Genomic DNA, 19,115 nt, shown 5'->3' on the forward strand with positions numbered 1-19,115 from the left:
ACGATCGGGACGTGACCTCCCCCCGCCCCGCCGCCGCCCCGGCGGCCGTCGACCGCCCCTCGGCGCTCGGCTGGTCGCTCGCCGCGCTGCTGCGGGAGTGGAGCGCGCGCGTCGAGGGTGTGGCCGGCGAGCTGCCGCACGGCACCCGCGGCTACCAGGTGCTCGCCGCGGTGGTGCACGACGCACCGCCGACGCAGGCGGCGCTCGCCGCCCGCCTGGGCATCGACCGCACCGTGATGACGTACCTCATCGACGCCTTCGTGGGCTGCGGCCTGGTCGAGCGCCGGCAGGACCCGGCCGACCGCCGGGCCCGGCGCATCGTCGCCACCGGCCACGGGCGCGGCGTGCTCGAGGCGGTCGACGCCCGCGTCCGCGCGGCGGAGGCGGAGCTGCTCGGCGGGCTGGCCGAGGACGAGCGCGCGGCGCTGCGGGCGCTGCTCGAGCGGGCCGCGGACGCCGTCGCGCACGACGAGGACCGCTGCGCCGTCGTCGCGCGGGCCGCGGCGCCCGCCGCGCGCTGACGGCGCGGGCCGACCCGGCCTCAGCGGCCTGTGCCGGCGCCCCGGTCCTCGCGCGCGAGGCCGGCCTGCTCGGAGAACCCCCAGATGTGCCGGCGCGCGTGCTCCTCGGCGGCCGCGACGTCGCCCGCGCGGACCGCGGCGAGGATCTGCCCGTGCTCCTCGCCCAGCCGCGCGGCGTGCTCCGGCCACGCCGTCAGCCGCTGCGCGCCGGCCGGGACGTACGAGCCGACGGCCGCGCGCAGGCCCGCGAGGACCGCCTCGACGAGCGGGTTGCCGCAGCAGCGCACGAGCGCGAGGTGGAAGTCCTGGTCCAGGGCCACGAAGTCGGGCACGGCGAGGCCCGGCGCGCGCATGGCCTCGAGGATCTCGCGCAGGTCGCCGTCCTCGTCGTCGGACCACCGCGCCGCCGCCTGCCCCACCGCCCACGCCTCGAGCACCGCCCGCGTGGCCACCACGTCGGCGACCGGCAGCGTGCCGGAGGCCACGTGCAGGCGGACGGCGGCCCCCAGCCCGGCGGCCGGCCGGCCGATCACCGTCGCGCCGGCGCCGGGGCCGGAGCCGACGGCGGTGCGCACGATGCCCATGGCCTCGAGCACGCGGATGGCCTCGCGCACCGACGGCCGCGACACCCCCAGCTCCTCGGCGAGGGCCCGCTCGCCCGGCAGGCGCTCGCCGAGCGCCCACCGCCCGGCGGCGAGGTCGGCCTCGACGCGGGCCAGGACCAGCTCGTGAGCGCGCACGGCGTCAGGCTACGTGGTGCCCCGCCGGGTGGTGGCTCACGGGTCGGTGCGGCACGGCCCGGCGCCGGGCGGGCACCCCGGTGCATCACGGAGAATGGACACCCGTGACCGACTCCGCCGCGACCCCCTCCGCGCCCGACGCGCTCTTCGACGTCCCGCCCGAGGCCCGCCGCCCCCGCGTGCGCGTCGTGCTGCTGACGGGCCCGTCCGGCTCCGGCAAGTCCGCGCTGGTGCGCCGCCTCGGCCTGCCCGCCGTCATGCTCGACGACTTCTACCTCGACGGCGACCACCCAGGGCTGCCGCGGCGGTTCGGCATCGTGGACTGGGACGACGCGGGCAGCTGGGACCGCCAGGGGGCGCTGGAGGCGCTGCGCACCCTGGCGACGACGGGGCGTGCCGAGCTGCCGGTCTACGACATCCCGACCAACCGCCGCACCGGCACCACCGTGCTCGACACCGCCGGCGCGCCGCTGGTGGTCGCCGAGGGCGTGTTCGCGGCCGAGCTGGTGGCGGCCTGCCGGGCCGAGGGCTTCCTCGCCGACGCGATCTGCCTGCGCCGCCCGCGGCTGGTGACGTTCTGGTTCCGGTTCCTGCGGGACGTGGCGGAGGCCCGCAAGCCGCTGCCGACGCTGGTGCGCCGGGGGTGGGCGCTGCTGCGCGCCGAGCCGGGGATGGTGGGGCGCTGGGCGACCCAGGGCTGCCGCCCGACGACGCCGGTGCAGGCGGAGCGGGACATCCGCGCGCTGGCCCAGGCGGCACCCCCGGAGAACGTCATCGGAAGTTAACAGCACGGTCATGCCCTCCTCACCTGGCGCCATGACGCTGGGCGCGGAGGTGGTTCGATGACCCAGCGCACGCCCGGGGCCGGTGCCCTGCGGATCCTGTCCCTGTACGAGGGCTTCTTCTCCGGCGGTGCCCGCCAGCTGCACACGACGGTGGTGGCCGGCCTGCACACGGGCGGGCGCCAGCAGCACTCGGCGCTGAGCATCCACCGCGAGGTGCGCCGGGAGGCCACGCTGCAGCGGATGGAGGACGACCAGCGCTACCGGACGCTGCGCGCCGCCGGCGTGCGGGTCGCCTCGCTGGGCCGCACCACCGACTCGGACGACGACCCCCGGTCGTTCACGCCGGCCGAGATGGAGGTCGCCGCCCGGCACGCGCGCTCGGCGCACGTGGTGATGTCGCTCAAGGAGCAGCCGCTGCGCCTGGTCAACCACGCCGGCTTCCCGGAGCGGCCCGTCGTGGCGTGCCTGCACCGGTCGGACCCCGAGAACTCCGGCTCCGCGCTCGACGACCTGCTGGTGGCCGCCGACACCGGCCGCCTCGCCGCCGTCGTGTGCTGCGCCGAGTCCACGCGCGACGCGTACCTGCGCGCCGGCGTGCCCGCGAGCCTGCTGCGCGTCATCCCCAACGGCATCAACCTGGCCCGGTTCCGGCCGGTGTCCGGCGCGCGCCGCCTGGCGCTGCGCGGCGCGGCCGGGCTGCCGGTGGACGCGGACGTCGTCGTCTACGCCGCCCGCTACGACACCATGAAGAACCCCGGCCTGTTCGTGGCCGCCGCCCGGCAGTACCTGGAGCGCGACCGGCGCGGGCACGTGGTGATGTGCGGCGCCGGCATGAGCCCGGCCAACCCCGACCTGGTGGCCGAGCTGGAGCTCGCGTTCGGCGACCGGCCCGACCTGCTCGAGCGCGTGCACCCGCTCGGCGTGCGCACCGACATGGAGCTCGTCTACGCGATGGCGGACGTCGTCGCCCTCACCTCGCTGTTCGGGGAGGCCGCGCCGCTGTGCCTCATCGAGGGCGCGATGTGCGGCGCCGTGCCCGTGACCACGCCCGTGGGCGACAGCGCGCGGATCGTGCACGGGATCGGGTTCGTCACCGGGTTCGACCCCGCGGAGATCGCCGAGACGTGGATCGAGGCGGCCGCCCGCCGCGACGAGCTGACGCCGGCGCTCACCGCCGCCCGCCCACGGTTCAGCCACGTGCGGATGCTGGCGGGCTACGGCGCGGTGCTCGAGCGTGCCCACCGCGGGGCGGGCAAGCGGCTGCTGCACGTCTGACCCGCACGCCCGGCCCGCACGCCCGACCGCCCGGCGCGGTGGCCTGCACCGATAGGATCGGAGCGTGTCCTCCCCCCGCCCCGCCGCGGCCGTCGGCCCCCTGAGGCGTCGGGTGCTGGCCGACCACGTGTTCGACCAGGTGCTGACGATGCTGCTCGACGGCACCCTGCCGGCCGGCAGCAACCTCAACATCGACGGCCTGGCGCGCCAGCTCGACGTCTCCCCCACCCCGGTGCGGGAGGCCCTGGCGCGCCTGGAGGCGACGGGCATGGTGCGGCGCGTGGCGCTGCGGGGCTACTCGGTGGCCCCGGAGCCGACCGCCAAGGAGCTGGCCGACCTCATGGACGCCCGGCTCGCCGTCGAGCCCGCCAACGCCTGGCACGCGTGCCGGCGGGGCGGACCGGACTTCCTCGCGGCGCTCGAGCAGGCCGTCGCCGACCTCGAGGCGGCGCCGAACGGGCCCACCTACCAGGAGTTCCGCGACTACTGGGCGGCCGACGAGCGGTTCCACGAGCTGGTCGCCGAGGCCGCCGACAACGCCTACCTGCACGCCGCGTACGCCGCGCTCGGCGGCCTCCTGCAGCGCTTCCGGCAGTTCTCGGGCCGCGGCGTCACCGACAAGGAGGTCGCGGTGCACGAGCACCGCGCGGTCCTCGACGCGCTGCGCTCCGGTGACGCCGACCTCGCCCGCGATCTCATGGCGCGGCACATCGAGGGCGTCAAGGCCCGCTCGCTCGCCGAGCGCGCCTGACCACCCGGGCGGGCCCCGGCACGCGGAGAGGGCGCCCCGCCGGCCGGCGGGGCGCCCTCTCCCCTGAGCGCTGCGCGGTCACCCGCGCGGCCGGCGTCGTCGACGCCGGCCCGTGCCGCGTCAGCGCGCGGCGGTCCCGGTGGCCGGGGCCGCCTCGGGCTGCCCGACGGCGCGGCGCTGGATGCGCTGCACCACGCCGCGCGCGGCGAAGGTGCCGACCGCGCCGAGCCACAGCACGGCCATGAGGAAGTACATGCCTGCCGCGGTGCTGCCCGAGGCCTCGGTGAAGATGCCGACCACGTACGGGCCGATGAACCCGCCGAGGTTGCCGAACGAGTTGATGCCGGCGATGGCGACGGCGGCCGTCGCCCCCGCGAGCACGCCGCTGGGCAGCGCCCAGAACACGCCGGCGATCGAGTACACGCAGAACGCCGCCAGCGAGAGCGCGGCGAGCTGCGCCACCGGCGAGGTGAAGAACGCGCTCGCGCCCATGCCGATGCCGGCACCGAGGAACAGCACCGCCAGCGGCACCCAGTTCTCCGAGAACTTCTTCGACGCCCAGCGCGAGGTCACCAGCACGCCGACGAGCGCGAAGACGTACGGGATGTCGGTGAGCAGACCGGTCTGCATGTTCGACGTGGAGAACCTGTCCACCACCTGCGGCAGCCAGAACGACAGACCGTAGACGCCCACGGTGGAGGGGAAGAACAGCAGGGCGAAGGTCAGCACGCGCTTGTCGAGCAGGGTGCGCAGCGGGTTCTTGCCGTCCTCCTGGCCGCGCTCGCGCTTGTCCTTCTCCAGCTCGCCCTCGATCCACGCGACCTCGTCGGCCGACAGCCACGACACCGAGCGCGGGTTCTCGGGCAGGAGCTTCCAGGTCGGGATGGCCATGAGCACCGCGGCGGCGCCGACCACGAGGAACAGCCACTGCCAGCCCACCATGCCGAGGCCGGAGACGCCGAGCAGCCAGCCTGCCAGCGGCGACATGATGAGGAACGCCAGCGGCGCGGAGATCACGAAGGTGCCCGTGGCCTTCGTGCGGTGCCGGTGCGGGAACCAGGTCGTGAGGTAGAAGATCACGCCCGGGTAGAAGCCCGCCTCGGCGACGCCGAGCAGGAAGCGCAGCACGTAGAAGCTGATCGGCCCCTGCGTGAAGGCCATCGCCATCGTGATGAGGCCCCAGGTGACCAGGATGCGCACGAACCACATGCGCGGCCCGTACTTCTGCATCAGGACGTTGCTCGGCACCTCGAACAGGAAGTACGCGATGAAGAACAGCCCGGCGCCGAGCCCGAAGGCGGCGTCGCCGATGCCGACGTCGGCGCCCATGTGCAGCTGGGCGAACCCGACGGCGGAGCGGTCGACGTAGGCGACCGTGTAGAGGATGACCAGCAGCGGCAGCAGCTTCGTCGTGATGCGCTTGACGAGGGCGGCTTCGTTGACCACGAAAGACTCCTGTGTCTTCGGCGCCGGGCAGCGATGCCCGGCCAGGGAGAGGGCGGGAGGGAGGGGACGGGGGCGCGTCAGGCCGTCGGGGCCGGACCGAGGGTGCGCACCAGACGACCCATCTCGCTGTACGCCTTGTTGCGGTAGGCGACCAGCGCCTTGACCTGCTCCGGGGTGTAGTCGCGCAGCAGGCCCTTGCCGTTCTTGACACCGCGGCGGTCGTCGGCCACGGCGTCCTTGATGAGCTGCGGGGTGCTCAGGCGCTCGCCGAAGGCCTCCTCGAAGGTGCGGAAGCCGCCGGCGTAGACGTCGAGGCCGGCCTGGTCGGCGATGGCGAACGGGCCGAAGAAGCCCAGGCGGAACCCGAACGTGGTGCGCACGATCGTGTCGACGTCCTCGGGGCTCGCGATGCCCTCCTCGGCGATCGACATGGCCTCCTTGAGCAGCACGTACTGGAGGCGGTTGAGCACGAAGCCGGGCACGTCGGCGACGATCGCGGCCTGGCGGTCGGCGCGGGCGAGCAGCTCCTTGACGACGGGCACGACAGCCTCGTCGGTGCGGTCGCCGAGCACCAGCTCGACGCCCGGGATGAACGGCGCCGGGTTGGAGAAGTGCACCGTGAGGAACCGCTCGGGGTGCTGCACCGCGGTGGCCAGCGTGCGCGCGGGGATCGTGGAGGTGTTGGAGCCGATGATGGCGTCCGGCCGCGCCGCGGCGGAGATGCGCGCCAGCACGTCGTGCTTGACGTCGACCTGCTCGAAGACGGCCTCCTCGACGAAGTCGACGTCGGCGACGGCCTCCTCGATCGACGGGGCGGCGGTGAGGTTCTTCCGGATCGTCTCGGTGGCACCGGTGTCGAACAGGCCGGCGTCCTCGAACTCGCGCGCCTCGGCGAGCAGGCGCTCGAGCGCCGCCGCGGCCGCGTCGGCGGAGACGTCGGCGATGGTGACGGGCAGCCCGGCCAGCGCGAGGGACTGGGCGATCCCGCCGCCCATGTAGCCCGCCCCGACGACGGCGACGGTGCTGATGCTGGTGACCATGGTGGTCCTCCTAGGGGTGGTGCGGTGGTGCGAGGGAACAGGGGTGGGGTGCGACCGGTCAGCGCGTGACCGCGGCACCGGGCGCCGCGACGCGGCGCGCCTCGGCGAGGACGTCGCCGAGCGCGGCGACGTCGTGGGCGAAGCGGCCGAGGAACACGCCGTCGACCGCGGGCGCGAGGGCCGTGAGGGTGCCGGGGCCGGCCGCCCCGCCGTAGACGACCCGGCCGGGCACGCCCAGCCCGGCGAGGGCGGCGTGCAGCCGGTCCGCGACGGCGACGACGTGCTCGGGCCCGGCGGGCTCGGGCGCGCCGATGGCCCACACGGGCTCGTACCCGACGACGACGTCCGTGGCGCCGGTGCCCGTCAGGGCGTCGGCGAGCTGGGCGGCGGCGACGTCGGCGGCCTCGTCCGCCGGCAGGCGCTCGGTCTCGCCGACGCACAGCAGCGGCACGACGCCGGCCTCGGCGAGACGCGCGACCTTGGCGCGCACGACCTCGTCGGTGTCGCCGAACCGGGCCCGCCGCTCGGCGTGCCCGACGACGGCGTACCGGCAGCCGAGCTCGGCCAACAGGGGCGCGGTGACCTCGCCGGTCTGGGCCCCGGCGTCGGACGGCGCGACGTCCTGCGCGCCCCACGCCACCGCGGTGCCCTCCAGGACCCGCGCCGCGACGGGCACGAGCGGGAACGACGGCAGCACCGCGAGCTCGACCGTGCCGTCGCCGACGCCCTCGCCGGCGGCGAGGTCGCGGACCCCGGCCAGCCAGTCCGTCGTGGCCGCCGCGCCCAGGTAGGCCTTGAGCGAGACGGCGACCAGCGGCGGCCGCGGCGTCGCCGTGGGCTCCGGCGTCGAGGACATCAGCAGGACCCGACGGCCTCGGGGGCGGTGCCGGCGGCGGCCTCGACCTCACCGATCGCCGCGACCTTGGGCGCGGACGACGAGGACGGGTCGAACCGGTAGCCGAGCCACTCGCGCACGAGGCGCTTGGCCAGCTCGATGCCGATGACGCGCTGGCCCAGGCACAGCACCTGTGCGTCGTTGGAGAGCACCGAGCGCTCGACGGAGAAGGAGTCGTGCGCGGTCACCGCGCGCACCCCCGGCACCTTGTTGGCCGAGATGGCCACGCCGAGGCCGGTGCCGCAGACCAGCAGGGCGCGGTCCGCCTCGCCGGCGGCCACCATGCGTGCCGCGGCGGCGCCGACGTACGGGTAGTGCGTGTGCTCGTCCGAGCCCACGCCGACGTCGACCACCGACGCGACGCGGTCGTCCTTCTCCAGCTCGGCCTTGAGGATCTCCTTGTAGTCGAACCCCGCGTCGTCGGAGCCGACCACCAGGCGCAGCGTGTCGGTCATCAGGAACCCACCTTCGTCTCGTCAGCGGGGGCGCCGAGCGCGGCGCCCGCCTCGGCCAGGAGCATCGCGAGCGACGTCGCGCCCGGGTCCGGCACGCCGAGGCTCTTGTCGCCCAGCACGCGGGAGCGGCCGCGGCGGGCCGCGACGTCCTTCGTGGACTCGGCGCCTGCGCGGGCGGCGGTCACCGCGGCGCGCCAGGCGTCGGCCAGGTCGGCGCCGTCGCCGTGCGCGGCGACGAGCGTCTCGGTCGCGGGGGCGAGCGCGTCGACGAGCGTCTTGTCGCCCGGGCGCGCGCCACCGATGCCCGTGACCGCGTCGTGGAAGGCGCGCACGCCGCGGACCACGTCGTCGGCGGACACGTCGGCGTCCACCGGCAGCACGTCGGCCAGCGCCAGCAGGCCCACGCCCCACAGGGCGCCGGAGGTGCCGCCGGCCTTGTCGGCCCACGCGTCGGCGGCGCGGCGCAGCACGGACGGCGCGTCGCCGTCGGCGGCCAGCGCGACGTCGGCGGCCGCGACGGCCGCGTCGATGCCGCGGCACATGCCGCGCCCGTGGTCGCCGTCGCCGGCGATCGCGTCGAGCCGGCCGAGCTCGTCCTCGGCGCCGTGCAGCGCCTCCTGCCAGCGGTACAGCACGTCGGCCACCTGGCGGGCGGCGCGGCGGCCGGCGTCCGTCGCGGCGGCGGTCAGCGCGGGCTCGGGCTCGGCGACGGCCTCGGGCGCCGGGGTCTCGGGGGCAGCGCGCCACGAGCCGTGGTGGAACGCCGGGGTGTCGGCGGGTGCCAGCCACAGCGGCTCGAGCTCGTCGTCCAGCCAGGCGACGGTGAGCGAGCAACCGGCCATGTCGAGGCTGGTGACGTACTCGCCGACGAGCGGCGCGACGAGCGTGACCCCACGCTCCGCGAGCAGGTCGCTCACGCGGTCCCACAGGACGAAGAGCTCCTCGTACTTGACGTCGCCCAGCCCGTTGAGGATCACGGCGGCGCGGCCGTCGGCGTCGGCGGGGCGCTCGGCGAGCACGCGGTCGACCATCTCCTGCGCGAGCACCGCGGCGGACGGGCGGGGCTCCTCGCCCACGCCGGGCTCGCCGTGGATGCCCAGGCCCCAGCCGACCACGCCCTCGTCGAGGTGGAACAGCGGCTGCTCGGCACCCGGCAGCGTGCAGCCGTCGAAGGCGACGCCGAAGGAGAAGGTGCGGTCGTTGGCGTGCGCGGCCAGGCGCGTCACCTCGGCCAGGTCGGCGCCGGCCTCCGCGGCCGCGCCCGCCACCTTGAACACCACCAGGTCGCCCGCGACGCCGCGACGCTCGGCTGCGCGCTCCGGCGGCGCGGAGACGACGTCGTCGGTCACGGCGAGCACGGAGACCTCCATGCCCTGCGCGCGCAGCCGGCTGGCGGCGGCGCCGAAGTTGAGCACGTCGCCGGCGTAGTTGCCGAACGAGAGCCACACGCCGGCACCGGCGTCGGCCGCGCGGCACACGTCGATGACCTGCCGGGTGGACGGCGAGGCGAACACCTCGCCGCAGACCGCCGCGTCGGCGAGGCCCTCGCCGACCACGCCGGCGAACGCCGGGTAGTGGCCCGAGCCGCCGCCGACGACGACGGCGACCTTGCCGGGGCGCGTGCCCTCGGCGCGGGCGATCCCGCCGGGCACGGCGCGCAGCCGGCCGGGGTGGGCCTTGACCAGGCCGGACAGCGCCTCGCGGGCGAAGTCCTCCGGCCGGTTGTGGACGTACGTCATGAGACCTGCACCTTTGCTCGTGTCGTCAGGGGTGTCGTCGGGAGGTGTCGGCAGCGGCCGGCACGGGGTGCCGGCGGTCGCGCCGGTGGGCGCCGGTGGGCGCCGGCGGTCGCACGGCGCCCACCGGCGCGGAGGGTGTCAGCGCCCGGCGGAGCGCAGCACGCCGCGGATGTAGTCGCGGTTGATCGCGGCGACCCCGAGGCTGTCGGAGCCGTAGTGCTCGCAGACGAAGACGCCCTCGAAGCCCAGCTCCAGCGCGCGGCGGATGTGGGCGCGGTAGTTCACGACGCCCGAGACCAGCGGGGCCGGGTGCGTCGCGTAGGTGCCCGTCGTGGGGTCCTCGTCGCGCGTGTAGTTCTTGATGTGCCAGAAGTTCGTGAAGGGCAGGACCTTCTCGAACATCGTGGGGATGTCCTCGATCGGGCGGTGCAGGCGCACCAGGTTGCCCAGGTCGGGGTTGAGGCCCACGTTCTCGCGGTCGACGTCCTGGACGAACCGCACGGCGAGGTCCGGGGTGCCGATGAAGGTGTCCTCGTACATCTCGAGGCTGATCGCGACGCCCACCTCGGCGGCGTGGTCGGCCAGCTCGCGGATGCGGCGGACCGCCTCGGCGCGCGCCTCGGGGTCGTCGACGGGGTCGTGGTGCCCCTCGGCGAGCCAGAACCACAGCGCCTTGCGCTGCGCCGGCGTGAGGTCCTGCATGAAGCCGAAGTTCACGACCTCGGCGCCGAGCGCCGGCGCCCGGTCGATGATCGCGTGGCCGATGCGCAGGTAGTCGTCCCCGCGCTCGGCGTCGACGACGCTGCGGCGCGTGGTCGAGACGGACGGGACCGCCAGGCCGACCTCCTTGAGGACCTCGAGCAGCTCGGCGAACCGCGCGTCGGTCAGCTCGCCGATCGACAGCCACGCGTCGGTCGGGTCGACGTCGGTGAACCCGAGGTCGGCGACCTGCTGGAGCTGCGAGCGCCACGACTCGGCGGGCGCCTCGAGGTTGGGGGTCCCGTCGGCCGCCGTCGAGCCGAAGGACAGCATGTTGGCCGCGATGGGCCAGGTGTCTGCAGTGCGCACTGGTGATCTCCGTCGATCGGACGTCTTCGTGTTTCCTATAGGAAACACGGTTGCGCCTCCGGCGTCAACCGTGGCGCCGGCGCGGGCGGCGCTCTCGGGCGCCGCCGCAGGCCAGCGCCCCGCTGCGTGCGGTCGGCGCGGTCGGCGCGGTCAGCGCGCGGTCGACTCCCGCAGCAGCACCTGCGTGGCGAGCGCACCGCCGTCGCCGCCGACCTCGTCAGCCTCCCCCAGCGCGACCCGCACGGCCAGCCGGCCCATCTCCACCAGCGGCACGCGCACGGTCGTCAGCGCGGGCACGTGGTCGCGCAGCGTCGGGATGTCGTCGAAGCCGGCCACGAGCACGTCCGCGGGGACGCCGACCCCGCGCTCGCGCAGGCCCGCGATGAGCCCGATCGCCATGACGTCGGTGACGGCGAAGACGCAGGGGCGCCCGCCGCCGTCGCCGGCCAGCGCGGCCACCTGGCTCGCGGCCGCGAACCCTCCGTCACGGGAGAACTCCGGCGCCTCGACCCGCTCGAGCGAGCCGCCGCCGGCGCGCACCGCCGCGCCGAAGGCGTCGGCGCGCTCGCCCGCCGTGACCACCTCCTGCGGGCCCGCCACGACGACGAAGCGGCGGTGGCCCTCGGCGAGCAGCGCCTCGGCCAGGGCCCGGGAGCCGGGGGCGTTCGGCGGGCGCACCACGGCAGCGGCGTCCAGCGGCTGGCCCACGACGACGGCGCGCCCCCCGACGTCGGCGTACCGGCGCAGCTCGGCGTCGAGCGCCGCGTCGTCCGGCCCGGCCCAGCGCGTGCCGACGACGACGATCGCGTCGGCGCGGTGCGCGGCGAAGGCCGCGACGGCGTCCCGCTCGGCGACCGGCTCCCGGTCGGTGCTGGCCAGCAGCAGCTGCAGGCCGTGCGCGCGCGCCTCGGCCTGCGCGCCGGCGGCGATCGAGGAGAAGTACGGGTCCGAGATGTCCTGGACCACGAGGCCGAGCAGCCCGGTGCGCGCCTTGGCGAGCGCCTGCGCCTGCGCGTTGACGACGTAGCCGAGGTCGGCCGCCGCGGCCCGCACGCGCTCCACCAGCTCGGGCGCCGGCGTCCGGCTCGAGCCGTTGAGCACGCGCGACGCCGTCGCGAGCGACACGCCCGCGCGCTCGGCGACGTCCTGCAACCGTGGTCTGCCCACTGCCCACCTCCGCAGGAACCCTACGGCGAACGCGGCCCCGGCGGGGCGGGGCGCGCGGGCCGGGGGCCCCGCCCCCCGCGGCGCGACGGCGCCGACCCTTGACGCGGTCGCACGGCGCGCCCTACGGTCTTGGAAAGCGCATTCCAGCGCACCGCCACGCGCGGCGGACGGCGTGCTCCCGGCCGCGCCGCCGCCCGACCGGACGAAGGAGTCCCGATGACCCGCACCCTGCGGATCGCCATGAACGGCGTCACCGGACGCATGGGCTACCGCCAGCACCTGCTCCGCTCGATCCTGCCCCTGCGGGAGCAGGGCGGCGTCCTGCTGCCCGACGGCACGCGCGTGCAGGTCGAGCCCGTCCTCGTCGGCCGCAACGAGACGCGCCTGCGCGAGCTCGCCGCGCAGCACGACGTGGCGGAGTGGACCACCGACCTCGACGACGTGATCGCCGACCCGGCCACCGACGTCGTCTTCGACGCCTCGATGACCGCGCTGCGGGCCAAGACCCTCACCAAGGCGATGCAGGCCGGAAAGCACGTCTACACGGAGAAGCCGACGGCGGAGACGCTCGCCGAGGCCGTCGAGCTCGCGCGGCTGCGCGAGGAGGTCGGCGTCACCGCCGGCGTCGTGCACGACAAGCTCTACCTGCCCGGCCTGGTCAAGCTGCGCCGGCTCGTCGACGAGGGCTTCTTCGGCCGCATCCTGTCGCTGCGCGGCGAGTTCGGGTACTGGGTGTGGGAGGGCGACGTGCAGCCGGCCCAGCGCCCGTCGTGGAACTACCGGGCGCAGGACGGCGGCGGCATGACCACCGACATGTTCTGCCACTGGAACTACGTGCTCGAGGGCATCGTCGGCACCGTCCGCACGGTCTCGAGCCAGACCGCCACGCACATCCCCACCCGCTGGGACGAGCAGGGCCGGCCGTACGCGGCCACCGCCGACGACGCGGCGTACGGGGTCTTCCAGCTCGAGACCCCCGCCGGCGACCCGGTGGTCGCGCAGATCAACTCCTCCTGGGCGGTGCGGGTGCACCGCGACGAGCTCGTGGAGTTCCAGGTGGACGGCACCGAGGGCTCCGCCGTGGCCGGCCTGTTCCGGTGCGTCGCGCAGCCGCGCTCCGCCACGCCCAAGCCGGTGTGGAACCCCGACCTGCCCACCACCGAGCGCTTCCGCGACCAGTGGCTGGAGATCCCCGACAACGCGGACCTCGACAACGGGTTCAAGGCGCAGTGGGAGGAGTTCCTGCGCGACGTCGTCGCCGGCCGCCCGCACCGCTTCGACCTGCTCTCCGCCGCCCGCGGCGTGCAGCTCGCCGAGCTCGGCCTGCGCTCGTCCGCCGAGGGCCGCCGCCTCGACGTCCCGGTGATCACGCTGTGAGCGCGCCCGCGACCACCGCCGGCCGCACCACCGGCCGCCCCGGCGCGGCCGGGCTCGCCCCGGCGCTCGGCCCCAGCGGGGTGACCGTGCGCCTGCCGCGGTTCGACGCCGCCGGTCGCGTGGCGGGCACCGAGCTCCGCGAGCTCAGCGCCCCCGGCCCGTGGACACGCCCGACGGCGCCGCTGACCTCGCGCGTCGCGTTCGCCGCCGCGCACGTGGTGCCCGTCGTCGGGGCCGCCAACGTGCCGGGCTCCCCCGCCGTCGTCGACTGGGACGCCACGCTCGCCTACCGCCACCGGCTGTGGGAGCACGGCCTGGGCGTCGCCGACGCGATGGACACCGCCCAGCGCGGCATGGGCCTGGACTGGCCGGCCACCCAGGAGCTGGTGCGCCGCTCCGCCGCCGAGGCCCGCGCCGCGGGCGGCCGGATCGCCTGCGGCGCGGGCACCGACCAGCTCGACCCCGCCGTCGTCGCCGGCCGGCGGCCCGGCGACCCCGCGGCGCTCGACGCCGTCGTGGCCGCCTACCGCGAGCAGGTGCACGTGGTGCAGGACGCCGGCGCGCAGGTCATCGTCATGGCCTCCCGCGCGCTGGCGCACGCGGCCCGCTCGGCCGACGACTACGCCCGCGTCTACGACGCCGTGCTCGCCGAGGCCGACCGGCCGGTCGTCCTGCACTGGCTCGGCACGATGTTCGACCCCGCCCTGGCCGGCTACTGGGGATCGGACGACGTCGACGCCGCCACCGCGACGTTCCTCGACGTGGTCCGCGCGCACCAGGACAAGGTGGACGGCGTCAAGGTGTCGCTGCTGGACGCCGCGCACGAGGTCCGGCTGCGCCGGGCGCTCGCCGCCCTGGACGGCTCGCCCGTGCGGCTCTACACCGGCGACGACTTCAACTACCCCGAGCTGATCGCCGGCGACGCCGAGGGCCACAGCGACGCGCTGCTCGGCGTCTTCGCCGCGATCTTCCCCGCGGCCTCGACGGCGCTGCAGGCGTTCGACGCCGGCGCGGCGGGCGACCCGGACGGCGCCGCGCGCGGCCACGCCGTCCTGGCGTCCACCGAGGCGCTGGGTCGCCACCTGTTCGGCGCGCCCACGTACTACTACAAGACCGGCGTGGCCTTCCTGTCCTGGCTCAACGGGTTCCAGCCCGGCTTCCAGCTGGTCGGCGGCCTGCACGCCGGCCGGTCGGTGCCGCACCTGGTCGAGCTGGCCCGCCTGGCCGACGGCTGCGGGCTGCTGCTCGACCCGCCCACCGCCGCCGCGCGGCTGCGCGCGTTCCTGGTCACGGCGGGGGTGGACGCGTGAGCGCCGCGCCGGGCACGACGGCGGCCACGACGCCCGACCTGAGCCGCTGCTCGCTCAACCAGGCCACGGTCAAGCACGCCACCCTGGCCGAGGCCGTGGAGGTCGCCGCCGCGGCCGGGATGGGCGCGATCGGGCTGTGGCGCGACCGCGTCCAGGAGGTCGGCACCGAGAAGGCCGCCCGCGTCGTCGCCGAGGCGGGGCTGCGGGTCTCCTCCCTGTGCCGCGGCGGGTTCCTCACCGCGGCGGACGACGCCGGCATCGCCGCCGCGCTGGACGACAACCGGCGCGCGATCGAGCAGGCCGCGGCCGTGGGTACCCGCGAGCTCGTGCTCGTCGTCGGCGGCCTGCCGGCGGTCAGCGGGTTCGGCCAGGGCCCGCGGCCCGACGCCGGGCCCGGCGACCGCGACGTCGTGGCCGCGCGTGGCCGGGTGGCCGACCGGCTCGCCGACCTCGCCCCCGTCGCCGCCGAGCACGGGGTCCGCCTCGTGCTCGAGCCCATGCACCCGCTGTTCGCCGCCGACCGCGGGGTGCTGTCGACCCTCGACCAGGCGCTCGACCTGGCCGACCCGTTCCCGGCGCACGTCGTGGGCGTCGTCGTGGACACCTACCACGTGTGGTGGGACCCGGAGCTGCGCGAGGCGGTCGCCCGCGCCGGGCAGGAGGGCCGGATCGCCGGGTACCAGGTGTGCGACTGGGTGCTGCCGCTCGCGGCGGACCCGCTGCACTCCCGGGGGCACGTGGGCGACGGCTACGTGGACTTCCCCACGGTCACGCGCTGGGTCGCCGAGGCCGGCTACGCGGGCTTCGTGGAGACGGAGATCTTCCACGAGGGCGTCTGGGCCGCCGACCCGGCCGCCACGGCCCGCACGGTGGCCGACCGGTACGCGCGGCACGTCCTGCCCGCGCTGACCACGCCGGCCGCACCGACCGCACGACGGGCCTCCTGAGCGGTCGGCACCGTCGGCCCCCGGCGGGCGGGTACGCTCGATCCTTGTGACCGTACGACCCACGAGGGTCGAGCAGTGCGACGGAAGGGCACGAGCGTGACGCAGCACGGCGACGTCCAGGTGAAGGACGGCGGCGCCCTGTGGGTCATGAGCGGCGAGATCGACGCGGCCGTCCAGGCCCACGTCGAGGACGCCCTCAGCGAGGCCGCCGGTGCCGTCCACGGCCGCCTGGTGATCGACGCGACCCGCGTGACCTTCATGGACTCGGGCGGCCTGCGGCTGCTCTACCACGCCGCCTCGCTCACCCCCGAGCCCCCGCTGCTGCGGGGCGTCCCCGACCACATCCGGGACCTGCTCGAGCTGACCGGGGTGACCGACCTCTTCACCTACGAGGGCGCGGGTGACGCCGTCCCGGTGGGCGGTCGCGGGGTGGACGAGCGGTGACGCTCGTCGAGCTGGCGCCCCCGGCGACGCTCACCGAGGTGGCGCGCTGGACGATCCGGTCCGTCGACGACCTGTCGGGCGTCCGCTCGCACCTGCTGGCGCACCTGCGGGACACCCTGCCCGAGGGCGAGAGCGCGGCCGCCGAGCTCGAGCGCATCGTGCTCGTGGCGAGCGAGCTCGCCACCAACGCCCTGCGGCACGGCAGCCCGCCGTTCGCCGTCCGGCTGCTGTGCGACGAGGGCACGGCCACGGTCGACGTCGTCGACCACCGCCCCGACGTCCCGCCCGTCATCGCCGCGCACCGCGAGCCCGGGGCCGGCGGGTTCGGGCTCAAGCTGGCGCGCCGCGCCGCGCGCGAGCTCGGCTGGTTCCGCGACGGCGACGACGAGAAGCACGTCTGGGCGCTGTTCGCCACGCCCTGACGGCCGCCGCCCGGCCGTCGGCCTCGACGGCTCGAGTCCTCGATCCCTGGGCCGCAGCCCCCGGGCCTCACGCGTCCCGGCGCACCACCAGCAGCGTCGCGTCGTCCGCCGACTCCGCGTCGCGCGCACGCCGCACCACCGTGTCGACGTCGGTGTCCGCCCCGAGCACGAACGCCCGCTCGAGCCGGCCGAGCCCCACGAGGATCGACTCCCCGCGCCGCTCCACCAGCCCGTCGCTGAACAGCACCAGCGCGCCGCCCTCGGGCACCGTGACGCGCACCGGGTCCGGGACCTCGCGGGCCAGCCCCAGCGGCGGCTGCGCGGCGCGCGGCCCCCACTGCGGGGTGCCGTCCGGGCCCACGACGAGCAGCGGCGGGTGGCCGAGCGCGATGTGCTCGACCTCGCCGGTCACCGGGTCGAGCAGGGCGACGGACAGCGTCGCGACCTCGCCCGGGAGCGTCCAGCGGGCCGTCTCGCACAGGGCGGCGACCGCGTCGCGCGCCGACCCCGTGGTCACCAGGCCCGTGCGCAGCGCCGTGCGCAGCTGGCCCATCGTCGCCGCCGCCTGCAGGCCGTGCCCGGTGACGTCGCCGACCACGAGCGCCAGCCGGCCCGACGGCAGGCGCAGGGCGTCGTACCAGTCGCCGCCCACGAGCCCGGACCCGGCCGCCTCGTACCGCGCCTCGATCGACCAGCCCGCCACGCGCGGCATGCTGGTGGGCAGCAGGCTGCGCTGCAGCTCGCCGGTGGCCCGCACCTCCTTGCGGCCGCGCAGGTAGAGCGCCTCGACGAGGTGGCCCCGCAGCGCGGCGGCGCTCTCCACCTGGTCGGCCGTCCACGGCGTCGTCGTGCCGTCGGGGGCGGGCGAGCGCAGCCACAGCAGCACCTGCCGCTCGGGCAGGGCGATGCCCATGACGCTGCGGACGCCGGGGGCCTTCACGGCGACCTCGGGCGCGTCCGCGACCAGGTCGTCGGTGTGCACCACCTCGTCCCCGGCGTCGGCGACGAAGTCCATGAGGGCGAGCTGCGCCTCGTCGTCCTCGGGCACCTCGCCCACGAACGTGACCCGCTCCTCGGCCCGCACGATGGCGCCGTCGGCGCTCACGAGGCGCCGCGTCCAGCCCGAGCGCGTGATGGCGATGCCCAGCGGCACGGTCTCGTCGCGCGAGTCGGCGGCGAGGTGCGCGAGCACGCGCTCCTGGCGGCGGCTCTCCGCCTGCCGCTCAGCCACGCTCTCGGCCGCCCGCTGCACCGCGCGCGTCTGGTCGACCAGGGCGTCGAGCAGCGTGCGGACGTGCCGCACGGCGGTGGGCCGCAGCTCCTCCGGCTGCGCGCGGTCGAACGCCTCGATGGCACGCCGAGCGAGGTCGCGCGCCGTCTCCACAGAGAACGGCGCGTGCCCGGGCTCGGGCGTGGCAGACAGTGTCACTTGCCCTCCTCCGGGCTCTCGCTGGCCCAGGGTATCCCGAGGCCGGTCGGTGCATGGGAACGAGCCCGACGTCGGTGTCGGGCCCCTGGCGTGGTGCTCGTCACATGCTGCTGCGGGTCCGCCTCAGCCGCGCCGCGCGGCGTCCCACACCCCCAGAAGGTACTGGATGCCCAGCGCCCGGTCGTACAGACCGTATCCCGGCCGCGGCCGGTTCGTGGTGTTCTCGTCCCACAGGTGCCGGCCGTGGTCCGGCCGCACGTAGCCCGTGTACCCCGCCTCGGCGTAGGCCCGCATGATGCCCACCGTGTCGACGTCGCCCTCGCACGCCCGGTGCGCCACCTCGGTGAAGTCGCCGCCGGGGAGGTGCTTGATGTTGCGCACGTGCGAGAAGTGGATGCGGTCCATGAACGTGCGCACCGCGTCGACGGCGTCGTGCGCCGGGTCGGCGGAGAACGAGCCGAGGCACAGCGTCAGGCCGTGGTACGGGCTGTCGTGCAGGGAGAGCACGCGCGCGAGGTCCTCCTTGGTGGACACCACGCGCGGCCAGCCGAACAGGTCGAAGGGCGGGTCGTCCGGGTGCACGCCCAGCTTGACGTCGTGCTCCTCGCAGGCGGGGATCACGGCGTCGAGGAAGTACCGGTAGTTGGCGTACATGTCCTCGTGGGTCACGCCCGCGTAGGCGGCGTCGAGTTCGCGGAAGTGCGCCAGGCGCTCCGGCTCCCAGCCCGGCAGCGTCAGGCCGCCCGCGCCGGCCTCCATCTCTGCGATGAGCGTCTCGGGCGACATCCGGTCGACCACGGCCTTCTCGTAGAACAGGGCGGTGGAGCCGTCCGGCAGAGGGTGCCACAGGTCGGTGCGCAGCCAGTCGAAGACGGGCATGAAGTTGTAGCAGACCACCTTGACCCCGGCCCGGCCGAGGCGCTCGATCGTGGTGACGTAGTTCTCGATCGCCTCGTCGCGGCTCATGCCCAGGACCGTCCTGCCGAGCTTGATCGACTCGTGGACGTTGACGGACTCGACGACCTCGGCGTCGAAGGTCCGCGTGATCCCCGCCATCCGGTGGGCGTCGGTGAGCGTGGTGATCCGGGCGACCTCGGCGTCGATCTCCGCCTGCTCCCAGACCTCGCCGGCCTGCTTGTGGTGCAGGCTCCAGACGATCGTCTCGACGCCCGGGACCTGGCGGACGTGGTCGAGGGTGACGGTGTCGTTGCCCTCGCCGTACCAGCGGAAGCCCATCTTCATCGGTAGCGCTCCTCGTGCTCGTGCTGTCGTGGCGGCGTCGTCGCCGGGGTGCTCCGGCCCCG

The 19,115-nt window shown here is 75.8% G+C and carries 19 protein-coding genes; 9 read left to right on the forward strand and 10 right to left on the reverse strand.

Features of this window, described 5'->3' with window-relative positions; genetic code table 11:
- Positions 1 to 11 precede the first annotated feature (11 nt).
- The gene (locus tag U5M74_RS10670) at positions 12 to 521 is read left to right on the forward strand and encodes a MarR family winged helix-turn-helix transcriptional regulator (protein WP_410908858.1); all 510 of its coding nucleotides are present in this window, start codon (positions 12 to 14) and stop codon (positions 519 to 521) included.
- Between the two features lie 20 nt (positions 522 to 541).
- On the opposite strand, the gene U5M74_RS10675 is transcribed toward U5M74_RS10670, so the two are convergent.
- Positions 542 to 1,261 (reverse strand): FadR/GntR family transcriptional regulator, encoded by a 720-nt coding sequence (locus U5M74_RS10675; RefSeq protein ID WP_410908860.1) that lies wholly within the window; start codon positions 1,259 to 1,261, stop codon positions 542 to 544.
- 104 nt (positions 1,262 to 1,365) lie between these two features.
- On the opposite strand from U5M74_RS10675, the gene U5M74_RS10680 reads away from it, so the two are divergent.
- The 3 genes from U5M74_RS10680 (at position 1,366) to U5M74_RS10690 (ending at position 4,072) form a co-directional block, all read left to right on the forward strand.
- Positions 1,366 to 2,046: a uridine kinase gene (locus U5M74_RS10680; protein ID WP_410908862.1), complete on the forward strand. Its 681-nt coding sequence runs from the start codon at positions 1,366 to 1,368 to the stop codon at positions 2,044 to 2,046.
- Between the two features lie 57 nt (positions 2,047 to 2,103).
- Positions 2,104 to 3,321, forward strand: coding sequence for a glycosyltransferase (locus U5M74_RS10685; protein ID WP_410908864.1), 1,218 nt, complete (start codon positions 2,104 to 2,106; stop codon positions 3,319 to 3,321).
- A 64-nt stretch (positions 3,322 to 3,385) separates the two neighbouring features.
- On the forward strand, positions 3,386 to 4,072 hold the full coding sequence (locus U5M74_RS10690) for a GntR family transcriptional regulator (RefSeq protein ID WP_410908866.1): 687 nt from the start codon (positions 3,386 to 3,388) through the stop codon (positions 4,070 to 4,072).
- Positions 4,073 to 4,192: 120 nt separating this feature from the next.
- On the opposite strand, the gene U5M74_RS10695 is transcribed toward U5M74_RS10690, so the two are convergent.
- The 7 genes from U5M74_RS10695 to U5M74_RS10725 all read right to left on the reverse strand — a co-directional run bounded on the left by U5M74_RS10695 (position 4,193) and on the right by U5M74_RS10725 (position 11,882).
- Positions 4,193 to 5,518: an MFS transporter gene (locus U5M74_RS10695; protein WP_410908868.1), complete on the reverse strand. Its 1,326-nt coding sequence runs from the start codon at positions 5,516 to 5,518 to the stop codon at positions 4,193 to 4,195.
- A gap of 77 nt (positions 5,519 to 5,595) precedes the next feature.
- Positions 5,596 to 6,558 carry a 3-hydroxyacyl-CoA dehydrogenase family protein gene (locus tag U5M74_RS10700; protein ID WP_410908870.1) on the reverse strand — a complete coding sequence of 321 codons (963 nt, stop codon included), beginning with the start codon at positions 6,556 to 6,558 and terminating at the stop codon, positions 5,596 to 5,598.
- Positions 6,559 to 6,616: 58 nt separating this feature from the next.
- Complete coding sequence (locus tag U5M74_RS10705; RefSeq protein ID WP_410908872.1) at positions 6,617 to 7,414, reverse strand: triose-phosphate isomerase family protein; 798 nt, start codon at positions 7,412 to 7,414, stop codon at positions 6,617 to 6,619.
- Positions 7,414 to 7,908: a ribose-5-phosphate isomerase gene (locus U5M74_RS10710; protein ID WP_410908874.1), complete on the reverse strand. Its 495-nt coding sequence runs from the start codon at positions 7,906 to 7,908 to the stop codon at positions 7,414 to 7,416. Before U5M74_RS10710 ends, U5M74_RS10705 begins: the two co-directional genes overlap by 1 nt.
- On the reverse strand, positions 7,908 to 9,647 hold the full coding sequence (locus tag U5M74_RS10715; protein WP_410908876.1) for a dihydroxyacetone kinase family protein: 1,740 nt from the start codon (positions 9,645 to 9,647) through the stop codon (positions 7,908 to 7,910). The genes U5M74_RS10710 and U5M74_RS10715 overlap by 1 nt, the downstream gene beginning before the upstream one ends.
- 138 nt (positions 9,648 to 9,785) lie before the next feature.
- Positions 9,786 to 10,715, reverse strand: a complete 930-nt coding sequence (locus U5M74_RS10720) for a sugar phosphate isomerase/epimerase family protein (RefSeq protein ID WP_410908878.1) — start codon at positions 10,713 to 10,715, stop codon at positions 9,786 to 9,788.
- Between the two features lie 150 nt (positions 10,716 to 10,865).
- Positions 10,866 to 11,882: a LacI family DNA-binding transcriptional regulator gene (locus U5M74_RS10725; protein WP_410908880.1), complete on the reverse strand. Its 1,017-nt coding sequence runs from the start codon at positions 11,880 to 11,882 to the stop codon at positions 10,866 to 10,868.
- Between the two features lie 216 nt (positions 11,883 to 12,098).
- Between U5M74_RS10725 and U5M74_RS10730 the strand changes: the two genes are divergently transcribed.
- The 5 genes from U5M74_RS10730 (at position 12,099) to U5M74_RS10750 (ending at position 16,382) form a co-directional block, all read left to right on the forward strand.
- The gene (locus U5M74_RS10730) at positions 12,099 to 13,259 is read left to right on the forward strand and encodes a Gfo/Idh/MocA family protein (RefSeq protein ID WP_410908882.1); all 1,161 of its coding nucleotides are present in this window, start codon (positions 12,099 to 12,101) and stop codon (positions 13,257 to 13,259) included.
- Positions 13,260 to 13,378: 119 nt separating this feature from the next.
- Complete coding sequence (locus U5M74_RS10735; RefSeq protein ID WP_410909010.1) at positions 13,379 to 14,569, forward strand: dihydrodipicolinate synthase family protein; 1,191 nt, start codon at positions 13,379 to 13,381, stop codon at positions 14,567 to 14,569.
- Complete coding sequence (locus U5M74_RS10740; RefSeq protein ID WP_410908884.1) at positions 14,566 to 15,516, forward strand: sugar phosphate isomerase/epimerase family protein; 951 nt, start codon at positions 14,566 to 14,568, stop codon at positions 15,514 to 15,516. The genes U5M74_RS10735 and U5M74_RS10740 overlap by 4 nt, the downstream gene beginning before the upstream one ends.
- Positions 15,517 to 15,612: 96 nt before the next feature.
- Complete coding sequence (locus tag U5M74_RS10745; protein ID WP_410908886.1) at positions 15,613 to 15,960, forward strand: STAS domain-containing protein; 348 nt, start codon at positions 15,613 to 15,615, stop codon at positions 15,958 to 15,960.
- On the forward strand, positions 15,957 to 16,382 hold the full coding sequence (locus U5M74_RS10750) for an ATP-binding protein (RefSeq protein WP_410908888.1): 426 nt from the start codon (positions 15,957 to 15,959) through the stop codon (positions 16,380 to 16,382). Before U5M74_RS10745 ends, U5M74_RS10750 begins: the two co-directional genes overlap by 4 nt.
- Before the next feature lie 67 nt (positions 16,383 to 16,449).
- Here U5M74_RS10750 and U5M74_RS10755 read toward each other — a convergent pair whose 3' ends face one another.
- Together U5M74_RS10755 and U5M74_RS10760 are read right to left on the reverse strand one after the other, a co-directional pair.
- Positions 16,450 to 17,811 (reverse strand): PP2C family protein-serine/threonine phosphatase, encoded by a 1,362-nt coding sequence (locus tag U5M74_RS10755; protein ID WP_410908890.1) that lies wholly within the window; start codon positions 17,809 to 17,811, stop codon positions 16,450 to 16,452.
- Between the two features lie 123 nt (positions 17,812 to 17,934).
- A complete protein-coding gene (locus U5M74_RS10760) occupies positions 17,935 to 19,053 on the reverse strand; it encodes a mannonate dehydratase (protein ID WP_410908892.1) in 1,119 nt (372 codons plus the stop codon).
- Between the last annotated feature and the right edge of the window lie 62 nt (positions 19,054 to 19,115).

Source organism: Puerhibacterium sp. TATVAM-FAB25 (assembly GCF_046535855.1).
GTDB classification, from domain to species: domain Bacteria; phylum Actinomycetota; class Actinomycetes; order Actinomycetales; family Cellulomonadaceae; genus Puerhibacterium; species Puerhibacterium variabilis_A.

What these genes read in the sequence shown, in the direction of transcription:
- U5M74_RS10710 (WP_410908874.1), bottom strand. Translation starts at nt 7,908, where the DNA reads ATGACCGACACGCTGCGCCTGGTGGTCGGCTCCGACGACGCGGGGTTC.
- U5M74_RS10760 (WP_410908892.1), bottom strand. Translation starts at nt 19,053, where the DNA reads ATGAAGATGGGCTTCCGCTGGTACGGCGAGGGCAACGACACCGTCACC.
- U5M74_RS10685 (WP_410908864.1), top strand. Translation starts at nt 2,104, where the DNA reads ATGACCCAGCGCACGCCCGGGGCCGGTGCCCTGCGGATCCTGTCCCTG.
- U5M74_RS10705 (WP_410908872.1), bottom strand. Translation starts at nt 7,414, where the DNA reads ATGTCCTCGACGCCGGAGCCCACGGCGACGCCGCGGCCGCCGCTGGTC.
- U5M74_RS10715 (WP_410908876.1), bottom strand. Translation starts at nt 9,647, where the DNA reads ATGACGTACGTCCACAACCGGCCGGAGGACTTCGCCCGCGAGGCGCTG.
- U5M74_RS10700 (WP_410908870.1), bottom strand. Translation starts at nt 6,558, where the DNA reads ATGGTCACCAGCATCAGCACCGTCGCCGTCGTCGGGGCGGGCTACATG.
- U5M74_RS10730 (WP_410908882.1), top strand. Translation starts at nt 12,099, where the DNA reads ATGACCCGCACCCTGCGGATCGCCATGAACGGCGTCACCGGACGCATG.